Source organism: Vreelandella sp. V005 (assembly GCF_052645115.1).
The window spans coordinates 128,366-140,956 of the sequence record NZ_JBQXYA010000008.1 but is presented as its reverse complement, the minus strand read 5'-3'; the positions used below and the strand labels follow the sequence as shown (position 1 = coordinate 140,956).

At 53.2% G+C, this 12,591-nt stretch carries 11 protein-coding genes and 1 rRNA gene; 4 read left to right on the top strand and 8 right to left on the bottom strand.

Annotated features, from left to right (window positions below; translation table 11 throughout):
• The 5 genes from ACUN8H_RS16405 to ACUN8H_RS16385 all read right to left on the bottom strand — a co-directional run.
• Positions 1–126: ribosomal RNA gene (locus tag ACUN8H_RS16405) — 16S ribosomal RNA — on the bottom strand; the annotation flags it as partial.
• A 549-nt stretch (positions 127–675) separates the two neighbouring features.
• Positions 676–2,481: an acyl-CoA dehydrogenase C-terminal domain-containing protein gene (locus ACUN8H_RS16400; protein ID WP_445533123.1), complete on the bottom strand. Its 1,806-nt coding sequence runs from the start codon at positions 2,479–2,481 to the stop codon at positions 676–678.
• A 244-nt stretch (positions 2,482–2,725) separates the two neighbouring features.
• Positions 2,726–3,493 (bottom strand): SDR family NAD(P)-dependent oxidoreductase, encoded by a 768-nt coding sequence (locus tag ACUN8H_RS16395; RefSeq protein WP_445533122.1) that lies wholly within the window; start codon positions 3,491–3,493, stop codon positions 2,726–2,728.
• Between the two features lie 26 nt (positions 3,494–3,519).
• On the bottom strand, positions 3,520–5,190 hold the full coding sequence (locus ACUN8H_RS16390; RefSeq protein ID WP_445533121.1) for an AMP-binding protein: 1,671 nt from the start codon (positions 5,188–5,190) through the stop codon (positions 3,520–3,522).
• A gap of 192 nt (positions 5,191–5,382) precedes the next feature.
• Positions 5,383–5,952 (bottom strand): TetR/AcrR family transcriptional regulator, encoded by a 570-nt coding sequence (locus tag ACUN8H_RS16385; RefSeq protein ID WP_445533120.1) that lies wholly within the window; start codon positions 5,950–5,952, stop codon positions 5,383–5,385.
• 138 nt (positions 5,953–6,090) lie between these two features.
• On the opposite strand from ACUN8H_RS16385, the gene ACUN8H_RS16380 reads away from it, so the two are divergent.
• Positions 6,091–7,278, top strand: a complete 1,188-nt coding sequence (locus ACUN8H_RS16380; protein ID WP_445533119.1) for an acetyl-CoA C-acyltransferase — start codon at positions 6,091–6,093, stop codon at positions 7,276–7,278.
• A gap of 30 nt (positions 7,279–7,308) precedes the next feature.
• Here the strand turns inward: ACUN8H_RS16380 and ACUN8H_RS16375 are convergent, their stop codons facing one another.
• The 3 genes from ACUN8H_RS16375 to ACUN8H_RS16365 all read right to left on the bottom strand — a co-directional run bounded on the left by ACUN8H_RS16375 (position 7,309) and on the right by ACUN8H_RS16365 (position 9,939).
• Complete coding sequence (locus ACUN8H_RS16375) at positions 7,309–7,737, bottom strand: hypothetical protein (protein WP_445533118.1); 429 nt, start codon at positions 7,735–7,737, stop codon at positions 7,309–7,311.
• Between the two features lie 85 nt (positions 7,738–7,822).
• The gene (locus ACUN8H_RS16370) at positions 7,823–9,511 is read right to left on the bottom strand and encodes a methyl-accepting chemotaxis protein (protein WP_445533117.1); all 1,689 of its coding nucleotides are present in this window, start codon (positions 9,509–9,511) and stop codon (positions 7,823–7,825) included.
• 14 nt (positions 9,512–9,525) lie between these two features.
• Positions 9,526–9,939, bottom strand: coding sequence for an arsenate reductase ArsC (locus ACUN8H_RS16365; protein ID WP_445533116.1), 414 nt, complete (start codon positions 9,937–9,939; stop codon positions 9,526–9,528).
• 149 nt (positions 9,940–10,088) lie between these two features.
• Here ACUN8H_RS16365 and arsH point away from each other — a divergent pair, with 149 nt between their 5' ends.
• Genes arsH through ACUN8H_RS16350 form a run of 3 tightly spaced genes read left to right on the top strand, consistent with a single transcriptional unit; the run spans position 10,089 to position 12,582 of the window.
• Positions 10,089–10,808 (top strand): arsenical resistance protein ArsH, encoded by a 720-nt coding sequence (gene arsH / locus ACUN8H_RS16360; RefSeq protein ID WP_445533115.1) that lies wholly within the window; start codon positions 10,089–10,091, stop codon positions 10,806–10,808.
• Between the two features lie 13 nt (positions 10,809–10,821).
• The gene (gene arsB / locus ACUN8H_RS16355) at positions 10,822–11,901 is read left to right on the top strand and encodes an ACR3 family arsenite efflux transporter (protein WP_445533114.1); all 1,080 of its coding nucleotides are present in this window, start codon (positions 10,822–10,824) and stop codon (positions 11,899–11,901) included.
• 12 nt (positions 11,902–11,913) lie between these two features.
• Complete coding sequence (locus ACUN8H_RS16350; protein WP_445533113.1) at positions 11,914–12,582, top strand: NADPH-dependent FMN reductase; 669 nt, start codon at positions 11,914–11,916, stop codon at positions 12,580–12,582.
• Positions 12,583–12,591 lie beyond the last annotated feature (9 nt).

Here is a 12,591-nt window from a genome sequence, read left to right as displayed (position 1 = left end):
GATTCCTATGCATTACTCACCCGTCCGCCGCTCGTCAGCATCCCGAAGGACCTGCTACCGCTCGACTTGCATGTGTTAGGCCTGCCGCCAGCGTTCAATCTGAGCCATGATCAAACTCTTCAGTTTAAGATCGATGTGGTTCTTGCCTGTCACCGAAGCAACAGAAGCGAACCAAACTTGGCTCAAGGTTCAAACGAATTCATTCAAAACAGGTTCCGAAAAACCTTTATTGCTTGAGTCGCTTGCCTTGATATTGGGTGATTTGTCACCAACATCAGCAAGCGCCCACATGAATTACCTGATCAAATTGTTAAAGAGCGGTTTCGCTGCGGTGGCTTCCTGAGCCACTTGGCTGGCCGTTGACTTGGCTTGCCTCAGCGAGGAAGGCGTATTCTACGCATTTCCTGGTGGTTGTCAAGGGCGTTGTTTTCGATGTAAACCTGACTACATCTAAAACCGCTAACTACCTGACAAACCGAAGGTTTTCACCTTCATTCACCGCTGGTAACGCTTGGCGCCCCCGGCAGCGGATGCGTACTTTAAGGCCTGAATAATAAGATAGCAAGTAAAAGAAGTTATTGCGTATAAAAAAGCGGCAGAAGGCTACCCTTCTGCCGCAAACCACCGATCAGAATGCCTGACCAGAGAGTGCTCTTTTCACGTTTTAGCCGTTAATTAAATCTCAAATCCCAAGCCAAAGTCTTCGCTAGAGATGGCCATTAGGCTGGAAGCGCCTGACTGAATCATCTGTGCATGCGCTTTAGTGCGCGGCAATAGCCGTTGGTAGTAGAAGCGAGCCGTATTCAACTTGGCGGCATAAAAGGCTTTATCGTCACCTTCTAGAGAGACACACGCCTGCTTGGCCGCGCGTGCAAATAAGTAAGCCAGCGTGACGTAGCCTGAGTACATAAGGTAATCAACACTCGCCGCACCTACTTCTTCACGATCTTGCATCGCCTTCATACCCACACCCATGGTCAGCTCGCCCCACTCTGCATTTAGCTTGGAAAGCGGTACGACAAACTCTTTAAGCACGGGATTATCCGCTTCAGCTTTACAGAACTTATGAATCTCTTTGGTGAATACCTTCAGCGATTCACCCTGACTCATGAGTACTTTACGGCCTAGCAGATCAAGCGCCTGGATACCGGTAGTACCTTCATAAAGGCGAGTAATGCGAGCATCGCGAACCAATTGCTCCATACCCCACTCTTTAATGAAGCCATGACCACCGTAGATCTGTACGCCCTCATTAGTGCTTTCAAAACCAACTTCGGTCAGGAAGGCTTTAACAATCGGTGTTAGCAAGCCAAGCAGGGTTTCAGCGTGATCTCGCTCTTCACCGGGCTCACCATGTTCCACCACGTCGAGCATTTGCGCGGCGTACAACACCAACATACGACCACCTTCGGCGAAGGCTTTCTGGGTCAGAAGCATACGGCGAACATCGGGGTGAACAATAATTGGATCAGCAGGTTTATCAGGCGCCTGTTTGCCTGATAAACCGCGCATCTGCAGCCGATCGCGCGCATAGCTCAGTGAATTCTGGAAGCTGGCTTCTATAAGGCCTAAGCCTTGGATCCCAACCCCCAGCCGCGCTGCGTTCATCATGGTAAACATGCACGCCAAGCCTTTATTGGGCGGCCCCACCAGGTAGCCCGTAGCACCGTCGAAGTTCATCACGCAGGTGGCGTTACCGTGAATGCCCATTTTGTGTTCGAGCGAACCGCAGGTGACGCCATTGCGCACTCCCACATCGCCCTGTGCATCGGGCAGGAACTTAGGCACTACGAATAACGAAATACCTTTAGAGCCCTCTGGCGCGCCGGGTAGTTTCGCCAATACCAAATGGACGATATTTTCAGCTAGATCGTGCTCACCGGCTGAGATAAAGATTTTAGTACCCGTAATTGCATATGCATCACCCTCAGCAGGCACCGAACGCGTCTTGATCAGCCCAAGATCAGTACCACAATGGGGCTCGGTCAGACACATCGTGCCGGTCCAAACACCTTCCACCAGCTTGGTGAGGTAGGTAGCCTTCTGCTCATCGGTACCGTGATGGCGTAGCGCGTCGGCGGCACCGTGGGATAGGCCTGGATACATGCCCCACGCCAAGTTAGTGGCGCAAATCATTTCCGAAAGCAGCATCGCAAGCGAAGGCGGCAACCCCTGCCCACCATGGGCTGGATCAGCCGCTAGGCTTGGCCAACCGCCCTCCACATACTGCCGATAAGCTTCTTTAAAACCGGCAGGCGCTTTAACTTCACCCCCTTCTAGCAGGCAGCCCTCTTCATCGCCACTTTGATTGATCGGTAGCAGCACGTCACGGGCAAAACGTGCGCCCTCCTCCAAGATAGCGCTAACGACATCAGGCGATGCTTCGTCACCATTGGGTAGGCGAGCATAATGGGCGGGATAATCAAGCATTTCGTCCATAACGAAACGCATATCACGAATAGGGGCCTGATAGCTGGGCATGATATATCTCCTGGAACACTCGCCTGCCAATAAGGGGGGATTGAAAGCCTAGCGATGCATTAAGAAAATGGCATTCAAACACATGTTTGAAAATTAGCGCGGACGTCTAGTAGAGTCAAGCGCCCGTTTGAATATAGTGCCAAAACACGCTAGAACTTTAGTCGCCCAACCAACCAACAAAGCGTTAATCAAAAAAAACTCGCCAGCCAAAAGCCGACGAGTCATTTAAAGCATCGATAACGCCTTACTGCATACGGATACCGCCATCCAAGCGGATCAACTCACCATTAAGCATCGGGTTGGTAATGATCTGCTCAGCTAATTGCGCAAACTCATCCGGACGCCCCAGCCGCTTCGGAAACGGCACTGCTGCCGCCAATGCCTGGGCAGCCTCATCCGGAATTTCACTCATCATCGGCGTTTCAAACACCCCAGGGGCAATCGCCATGACGCGAATGGCATGCCGGGAAAGCTCGCGCGCAGCCGGAAGACTCATTCCCACGACACCGGCTTTAGAGGCGCTATAAGCGCACTGGCCCACTTGCCCGTCAAACGCAGCAATAGAAGCCGTGTTAATGATCACGCCACGCTCACCGCTATCGCCCGGCTGATTTTTTGCCATCGCGGCAGCGGCGAGTCGCATCACGTTAAACGTGCCCACCAAGTTGATATTGATCGTATTGATATAGCTTTCTAAATCAGCGGGATTGCCCTCTCTATCAACCAGCTTGGCAACGCTCACTACGCCGGCACAATGCACCACGCCCGACAAGCCGCGCTCACCTCCCAGCGCCACAGCCTCCTCCACTGCCTTCTGCATTTGCTCACCAGAGGCAATATCCGCCAGAAAGGCGCGGGCGCTTGGCCCCAGCTGCTGAGCATGCGCATTGACACTGTCGTTGAGATCACACAACACAACGCGAGCACCTGCAGCAACTAGGCGCTCCGCAGTCGCAGCTCCCAATCCTGAAGCGGCACCCGTAATCAAAAAGGTACTGTCCTTAACCTGCATAACCGTATTCCCTGTGGCCGTTATGTTTATTCGCCAATCTTGGCGTCTTCTGCTGCCTGGGCACGCAATTTGAATCGCTGAATTTTACCGCTGGGTGTTTTAGGCAACTCTTCCACAAATTCGATAATGCGCGGAAAGGCATGCGTTGAAAGCCGCTCTCGCACTCGCTGCTTAATCTCATCAGCGAGCGCATCACTTGCTTCGAAACCGTCGCGAAGAACGACATAGGATTTAATTACCTCGCCCCGAATTTCATCAGGCTGCCCAACTGCCGCCGACTCAGCGACCGCCGGGTGCGTCATTACGCTGTTTTCGACATCCGTAGGCCCAACGCGGTAGCCTGCCGTTGTGATGATATCGTCATCACGGCCAGCAAACTGGAAGGTGCCATCTTCGTTGCGGATCACCACATCACCTGTCAGGTAATAACCTTCTACAAACGGATTTTTTTCTTGCCAGGTGTAGCCTTGAAAGAAATGTGCGGGTGAATTCTTGATATCCACGGCGAGCACCCCTGGCTCCCCGGCGGGCAGCTCATGATACTCAGCGTCTAAAATTGCCAAACGATAACCCGGCATCGGCACTCCCATGGCACCCACATGTTTAAGATGATCAAGCGCATGGTGGTTATTACAAGTCATGCCAGTTTCGGTTTGGCCATAATGATCCATCACCGGACAGCCAAGCGACTTCTCCACCCAAGTCACGACTTCAGTATTTAAAGGCTCACCCGCCGAACTCGCCGCACGTAGCTCTAGCGTTTCATGGGCATCATCAAATAGCCCAGACGCTTTCATTAACCGGTACGCAGTAGGTGCAGCGGCAAAATTAGTAATGTGGTGGCGCTTCATAAACGCCAACGCCCCTTCGGCGCTGAACCCTGCTTCGCAGAAGTGGGTGGTCACGCCAAGCAATAGCGGTCCGGTTATAGCGTAATAAAGCCCATAGGCCCAACCCGGGTCAGCCATGTTCCAGAACCGGTCATCATCGCGAAGGTCAATGGCCAACTCCATATAGATGGCAAATGCCGTCATGCCCGAGAGCGGTACAGCAACCCCTTTTGGTTTACCCACCGTGCCGGAGGTAAACATTTGCAGGAAGGGCGCTTCAGGCGAGAGGCGCGGCGGCTCAGCGCTCATTGACGTATGCGTCAACGCAACCTGCCAATCGTGATCATTGGCGTGTTCACTAGTGACCCCGCCCACTGCCAGCACTGGTGGGCACTGGCTGAGACCATCAAATTTATAGCGATTGGCTTGATCTGTAATGACTAATTTTGTATCGGCACGCCCAAGACGATAGTCCACTGCATCAGGGCCGAAAGCGGTGAAAAGCGGCTGATAAACCGCACCAATGCGCCAGGTGGCGAGCACCGCTATTAGAAGCTGTGGCGTCCGCGGCAGCATACAAGCAACACGGTCACCCTGGCCCAACCCCTGTGCTTGAAACCAACCCGCCAACTTGGCGCTTTGTTCATCCAGCTCCGCGTAGGTCAAACTATGCACGTCACCGTTAATATCTTCCTGAACCAGTGCCTGCACATCGCCGCGCCCGGCACGTACATGGCGACCACAGCACGCTTCAAAAGCGTTCAGTAAACCATCCTGGTGGTCGTCCAAGCGGGCGACAACACGCTCAATAGAAAATTTCTCTAGATAGTGGTGGTAGTCGGGCAATGATAAAGGTGTGGCTGTCATGACGGCTCTCTTGTGTTGTTGGAAATGAGCACTCGTTATTTCAGGTAGGACGTAAGCAAAGCTGCTACAGTTATCCGTTGACGTTAACGGAAACCTAAAGATAAAAGCAACGCTAAAAGTAATTGGCGTAGAGCGCAAGCACTCTCACCCGTTAAAACGCTAGACGTTAGTAGGAGTGATTAAAAGAGAAGGTTAAACAGGCGTGGGCATAATCATGGCGACGAGCTCATCAGCGAGGTCGTCGGGTGAGCGTGAACCATTAGGGTCATACCAGCGCACGGTCCAATTAAGCGCTCCAAGCACAAAGCGGGAAACGAGAAAGCGATCACCATGGATCAATCCTGCTTCAAGGGCGTCATCAATAACAGCGACCCATAGTGCTTCGTAAGCATCGCGCAAATGACTTAAATGGGCACTTGCCGCCGGGTCAAGGCGACGCCACTCAAACAGTGCCACCACATGGGCATTGCGGTCAGTAAAGAGGGTTTCGAGATGGGCACGGGCCATGACACGCAGGCGCATTTCAGGCTCAGCGACGCATTCCTCCAGTGCTTTGCGCGCAATTAACAAGGCATTTTGAGTACCCTCTTCTATAACCGCAGCGAGGATTTCCTGCTTATCTTTAAAATGATGAAACAGGCTACCGGACTTGATACCCATTTCTTGCGCCAGCATACGTACGGTGGTGCGATCAAAGCCCTCTTGAACGAAGAGCTGAGCGGCTAGGCGCGTCAATTCCTTGCGGCGAGGGGATGCATTCATTACATTCATGTCGTTTACACTAGCGCTTGCTTGGTTACTTTTGAGAGAACCACAGCGCCGCCTACGGGTCAACGTATCAACCGGTTTTCACCCTGATAATTACCCTGACAATCATAATAATCCTGAAGGAGATTGACCATGAGCCACCCTACAGATGTGGTATTTCTAGCCGCTAAACGCACACCAATGGGCGGTATGATGGGAAGCCTTGCAAATATGACCGCGCCCCAGCTCGGCGCAACCGCCATTAAAGCCGCCATTGAAGCATCCGGCATCGACCCTGCTGCTATCACCGAAGGCATTATGGGCTGCGTACTGCCTGCCGGTGTCAAACAAGGCCCAGCACGCCAAGCCATGCGCCAAGCCGGCATTCCCGATGCCAATGGCGCCACCACTATTAACAAGCTGTGCGGCTCGGGAATGAAGGCCACTATGCTTGCCCACGACTTAATCAAAGCAGGCAGCGGCGATATTTTGCTGGCAGGTGGTATGGAGTCCATGTCTAACGCCCCGCACTTGTTGACCAAAGCGCGGAGTGGCTACCGCCTGGGGCACGGCGAGCTGAAAGACCATATGTTTTTGGATGGGCTGGAAGACGCCGAAACGGGCAAACTAATGGGCGTGTTTGCCCAAGATGTGGCCACCGAACGTGGCTACACCCGCGAACGCCTGGACGATTTTGCCATTGCGTCTCTTGAACGCGCCATGGAAGCCACCAACGCTGGCCACCTAAACGCCGAGATGGCTCCGGTGATGGTCACCTCTCGCCAGGGCGAAACCCTTGTCGAGCACGATGAGCAGCCCTTCCAAGCAAAGCTCGACAAAATTCGCCAGCTCCGGCCTGCCTTTGCCAAAGAGGGCACGATTACGGCCGCCAACGCCAGCTCGATCTCCGATGGCGCTTCAGCCCTTATCTTGGCAAGTCAGGCAGCAGCGGATCAACAGGGCATCAAACCGCTAGCACGCATGCTGGGGCACGCTACTCATTCACGCCACCCGAGCGAATTCACCATCGCACCCGTTGGCGCCATCGAAAAGCTGATGAAAAAGCTCGACTGGGGGGTGAATGACGTCGATCTGTTTGAGATTAATGAAGCCTTCGCAGTGGTCACACTGATGGCGATGGATGATCTAGGCTTGCCCCACGAAAAAGTAAACGTGTTTGGCGGTGCCTGCGCCCAAGGCCACCCGATTGGATCGACCGGCTCACGTATTATCGCCACCTTAATCCACGCATTACGCACGCGTGGTGGCAAGCGTGGTATCGCTAGCTTATGCATTGGCGGCGGCGAAGCGACGGCGGTCGCCGTCGAACTCATCGACTAATCAACTCACCCATACCCTAGAACGCCCTGGCTACCATGTCAGGGCGCTTTTCAATACCACGGCAAACAGCCAAGCCAGCCCTAACACGGGTAATGACCAATGATGAAACTCTCGCCACATGCCCGGCTGACGAGCTAAACGCAGCGCGATTAAATTAGCCATCGAGCCAATCACCAACCCCATCGCTAGCCGTCGCTCACCGCGCAGATGGACTAATAATATCCGACCCCAAAGCGTTAAATACCCGCTCAGCTCTAACGCCCTGCTGAGCAGCATCAGGCCAGTCAATACCGCAATGGTGGTCCAGTGAACCCGCTCCGCCAGTTGAAACAGCGATTGAGGGTGCAGCCACTGCAAAACGATTCCTAACCCTCCCATCACCAATAGCATGGGATCGCCGACTAAGCATCGAGAGAAAGCGGAAACGGGTGCCACTAACCGTTGAAGAAATAACACCATACGCGACACTCAGAGAAAACCGCATAATAACGCTTATGCCTCTGAATAAACGCACATAATCGTTCAACGGCTTAAGCAGACGTCGTTAGACGCTCGTAGCCGTGGCTGTGAATGTCCTGTGAATGTCTACATCCGATGCGTCAGAAGGCTGATGGCTTAGCTGCTCCCATTCAGGGTAGTCTTCACTACTGCCAGCCTTTGATGCATCAAGGGGATACTCAGCTACGCTAAACTGCCCGGCGTATTCACGCATTTGCAACGCTTCTTGGGAGAGTCCTTCGGCACTCTGAGCCGCCTGATTCACCAAGTGCATGGTTTCTTGGGTCGTGGTATCAATTTGCACGACCGCCTGATTGACCTCTTCAATGCCACGCCGCTGCTCTTCAGAAGCATCGGCTATTTGCGTCATTAGCGTATTCACGTTACCCGCCGCCTGCATAATGGCACGGGTATGCTCTCCTGCCTGTTGCGACAACACACTTCCCTGCTGGACACTCGCACTCGAAGCCTCTATACGCGTGCGTATGTCACTGGCGGCATTCGCGCTGCGTGTTGCCAGCGCGCGTACTTCATTAGCGACCACCGCAAAGCCGCGCCCGTGCTCACCGGCGCGCGCCGCTTCGACAGAGGCATTGAGCGCCAGAATATTGGTTTGAAACGCAATGCTTTCGATCATACGAATGATGCTTTGGATTTCAGCGGAGTGACTGTTGATGTCGTCCATCGTCGCGATAAACTGCGTGATCACTTCATCACCCTGCTGCGCTTTATGGGACACGTCAGCGGTGGACTGACTGACATGCGCCGCGCTTTCAGCATTTTGGTTCACGGTGGCGGTTAGCTGCTCCAGGCTCGCCGCCATCTGCTGCAAGGCAGACACTTGCCTGTCCGTCTGGCTGGCTAAAAGCTGATTTTGCTCCGTCATTTCTTGGCTATTGCTATATACCTGCTGACTGCTAGTCGTCAGTCGGTCAACGGTTGCCGTCAAGGCGGTTTGCATGCTGGCTAGCTCACTGAACAGCTGGCCGATTTCATTGTTCGAGTGCGTGGTGACAGGCGTAGAAAGATCACCCTTCGCAATGCGCTGAAAGTGCCCGGTAATGGTCTTCAAGGGGCGCAGCACATTTCTACGTACGCCCCAGACGACGACCGTTACAACCAAAAACGCAGCGCCGAGGGCGGCAATCACGCCCCAAAAAAGCAGCGATGAGACTTGCTCGAAACGCGCAAGCAAGCTGTTACCTCGCACATTGGAGGCGTTAAAAAAGACTTCAGCACTCTGCACAAATTGCTGGCTACTACCATCTACCCGCGATTCACCGGAAAGAAAACCCGACACATCACGCTCTTCCAGCATCATCATCTGTAAACTGAGGTTATTGTTTACGAAGGATTGGAAGTCGGCGGTGAGCTGGTCGACCAGCGCTTGCTGCTCAGGCGCAAAGTTACTCGTCGAAAATTGTTTAAAGTTTTGCGTGGCAGCGTCCAGCAAGCGCTGCGCTTCTTCAATAAGTGGGTCGGGCCGATCAAATGACGGCGTGCGAATTAACTCCGCCGCCCGGTTCATTTGAATACGTGCACGCAGTAACTGTGTATAGGCGCTATTGAGCTCACTTATCTGCGCCATATCGCGTTGGTGCAGCGAAGTAAGAGCATCGCGGCCAAAGTGGTTGGCAAACAGCCCAAGCACCCCAATGATCACAACTAAACCACTAAACGCCGCCAGCACCAATGTCCAGCTCGCCTTAACGCTTAAATTATTAACCCACTTCATCTCGCGCCCTCCCTTTAGTCAGCCGTATGCAGCGGTAGCCATAGCTGCAGGCGACGACGAATTTCCTGAAGCGCTTGCGGGTAGGCATCAGGTTTATTGATCAGGCGTGGATCACGAATATCCCAGAAGAGCACTTCACCCGCTTGGCCTTGCCAGTCTCGGCAGGCTTGCTGGGCTTTGTCACAAAGGATAATGATATAGTCGAACGCCATGCCCTCGAACTGCTCAAGCGCCTTGCTGTGAAGCCCCTCTATGGAAAGCCCCTGCTGGGTAAGTGCTTCCAGCGTCAGTTTATGAGGGGCATCGGGCTCAGAACCTGCGCTATACGCCTCGAAGCGATCCCCCGCCATATGACGAAGCAGCACCTCCCCCATCAATGATCGTGCAGAGTTAGCATTGCAAAGGAACAGCACACGGCGCTTCGACATAACTAAACAGCCTCTGGTGTAATGAATGGCTGTCACTTTACGTTGGCTTCATGACGGCAATATTGCAGTTACACGCAGCACTATTAATATATGAAAAAACATATATCATAAAACCACTCAACAAAACCGGCGCTCAACAGGTAATCGTTATGCCCCCACTAAATGACTTACCCAATCTAGAAGCTGAATGCTTCAAATCACCTGTGCACATGTCACTGGGCCTTACCTCAGGCGCCGAGCACGCGCCTAAAATCTTGCTGTTATATGGCTCTTTGCGTGAACGCTCGTTTAGTCGTTTAGCCGTTGAAGAAGCGGCGCGACTACTGAACGCCATGGGTGCCGACACCAGAATTTTTGATCCAAAAGGCTTGCCGCTACCGGATGCTGAAGATGCCAGCCATCCTAAAGTTGACGAACTACGCACGTTAGCCCAGTGGGCGGAAGGCATGGTGTGGTGCTCCCCTGAACGCCATGGCGCAATGACCGGCATTATGAAAGCACAGATCGACTGGATTCCGCTTTCGTTAGGCGGCGTGCGCCCGACTCAAGGCAAAACCTTAGCCCTCATGCAGGTGTGTGGCGGCTCCCAGTCTTTTAACACCGTTAACCAACTGCGCATTTTAGGCCGCTGGATGCGCATGCTGACGATTCCTAACCAGTCCTCAATGCCCAAAGCCTTTATGGAATTTGATGAGAATGACCGCATGAAACCCTCTCCTTTTTATGACCGTATCGTCGATGTCATGGAAGAGCTGGTGAAATTTACGCTGTTGGTGCGTGACCGCAGCGAACTACTGACGGATCGCTATTCGGAGCGTAAAGAGAGCACTGAAGAAGTTTCTAAACGGGTCAATCAACGCGCCATCTAATAAGGAGTTTCGCATGTCAGCATCGAACGATCATGCCTCCCCCTCCACCGCAGAAGGAATGGGAACATTCGAGCGCTACCTCTCTTTATGGGTAGCACTCGCCATTATAGCGGGCATTTTAGTTGGGCAATTTATTCCCTCTGTGCCGGAAACCTTGTCACGCTTTGAAGTAGCGCAGGTATCGATACCAGTGGCCGTGCTTATCTGGGCGATGATTTTTCCGATGATGGCACAGATTGACTTCACCTCGCTGCTGGGCGTGCGGCGCCAACCAAAAGGGTTGATTATTACCACCACGGTTAATTGGCTGATCAAACCTTTTACGATGTTTGCCATTGCCTGGCTCTTCCTGATGGTTATTTTCCGGCCACTTATTCCCGCCGAGTTAGCCAGCCAGTACCTGGCGGGCGCTATCCTTTTGGGTGCCGCGCCATGTACCGCCATGGTATTTGTATGGAGCTACTTAACCCGCGGTGATGCTGCCTACACGCTGGTGCAAGTAGCGCTCAACGACCTGATCATGCTGTTCGCCTTTGCGCCCATCGTGGTTTTCCTGCTGGGCATCTCCAACATTCAGGTGCCCTGGGATACCGTGGCTTTGTCAGTCTTACTCTACATTGTCATTCCTCTCGCGGCGGGCTATATCACGCGGCAAAGCTTGATCAAGAAACGCGGCGCAGAGTGGTACGACCACGTCTTTATGAAGCGCGTCGGCCCGATCACGCCCATTGGCTTGATCATCACCTTGGTACTGCTATTTGCTTTCCAGGGCGAGGTCATCATTAATAATCCGCTGCATATTGTCTTGATTGCGATACCGCTCATTATCCAGACGTTTTTGATTTTCTTTATAGCCTATGGCTGGGCCAAAGCCTGGCGTGTGCCGCACAACGTTGCCGCCCCAGGCGCCATGGTAGGCGCCAGTAACTTCTTTGAACTGGCGGTCGCCGCTGCTATCGCGCTGTTTGGCTTACAGTCAGGCGCTGCGCTGGCCACGGTCGTCGGGGTGCTGGTTGAAGTGCCGCTTATGCTTGCATTAGTGCGTATTGCCAACAAAACCCGCCACCATTTCCCAGCAGAAAACAGTCAATAGGTAATCAATGCCATGGCACACTATTTAATATTTTTAGGATCCACCCGAACGAGCAGACCTCCTTCCCCTGCCCGCCTTGGCGAGCGGGTTGCAAAGGCATGCGAACGTTTGCTTTCGTCACTACCCCATACAACAGCCGAGATCATTGACCCACTAACATTAAACTTAAGTGATCCTTTCAAACCCCACTTTGCCTATGCAAAAGCCGATGCGCCGAGTGACTTGGCGGAACTGGCCGACAAAATCAGTGACGCCGATGGTTATGTCATGGTCAGCCCTGAATATAACCACTCCATAAGCCCAGCGCTTAGCCATCTGCTTAATCATTTCGGCGCATCGCTGTTTGCGTTCAAACCCAGTGCGATCGTTACCTATTCCATGGGTCAATGGGGCGGTGTGCGCGCCTCCGTCGCCATGCGGTCGTTTCTTTCGGAGCTTGGCTGCCTGCCGGTGTCAGCCATGGTACATATACCAAAATCCCAGGAAGCGCTGAACGAAGACGGCCATTTTGCCGAGGATCAGGAGCGCTGGGAGCGATATGTTGGGCGCACACTAGGACAACTCATGTGGTGGGCGGAAGCCGCAGCTAACTATAAAAGCCACGTTGACCCCACCAAGGTTTCACCTGCTTTTAAAACCACGCCTTCTCAACGCAATGCTCCCGGAAGCAAAAACAGCTAATCAATCGTG

Excerpts from the sequence above, each read along its gene's own strand:
- ACUN8H_RS16400 (WP_445533123.1), bottom strand. The coding sequence starts at position 2,481 with ATGCCCAGCTATCAGGCCCCTATTCGTGATATGCGTTTCGTTATGGAC.
- ACUN8H_RS16395 (WP_445533122.1), bottom strand. The coding sequence starts at position 3,493 with ATGCAGGTTAAGGACAGTACCTTTTTGATTACGGGTGCCGCTTCAGGA.
- ACUN8H_RS16390 (WP_445533121.1), bottom strand. The coding sequence starts at position 5,190 with ATGACAGCCACACCTTTATCATTGCCCGACTACCACCACTATCTAGAG.
- ACUN8H_RS16385 (WP_445533120.1), bottom strand. The coding sequence starts at position 5,952 with ATGAATGCATCCCCTCGCCGCAAGGAATTGACGCGCCTAGCCGCTCAG.
- ACUN8H_RS16380 (WP_445533119.1), top strand. The coding sequence starts at position 6,091 with ATGAGCCACCCTACAGATGTGGTATTTCTAGCCGCTAAACGCACACCA.
- ACUN8H_RS16375 (WP_445533118.1), bottom strand. The coding sequence starts at position 7,737 with ATGGTGTTATTTCTTCAACGGTTAGTGGCACCCGTTTCCGCTTTCTCT.
- ACUN8H_RS16370 (WP_445533117.1), bottom strand. The coding sequence starts at position 9,511 with ATGAAGTGGGTTAATAATTTAAGCGTTAAGGCGAGCTGGACATTGGTG.
- ACUN8H_RS16365 (WP_445533116.1), bottom strand. The coding sequence starts at position 9,939 with ATGTCGAAGCGCCGTGTGCTGTTCCTTTGCAATGCTAACTCTGCACGA.
- arsH (WP_445533115.1), top strand. The coding sequence starts at position 10,089 with ATGCCCCCACTAAATGACTTACCCAATCTAGAAGCTGAATGCTTCAAA.
- arsB (WP_445533114.1), top strand. The coding sequence starts at position 10,822 with ATGTCAGCATCGAACGATCATGCCTCCCCCTCCACCGCAGAAGGAATG.
- ACUN8H_RS16350 (WP_445533113.1), top strand. The coding sequence starts at position 11,914 with ATGGCACACTATTTAATATTTTTAGGATCCACCCGAACGAGCAGACCT.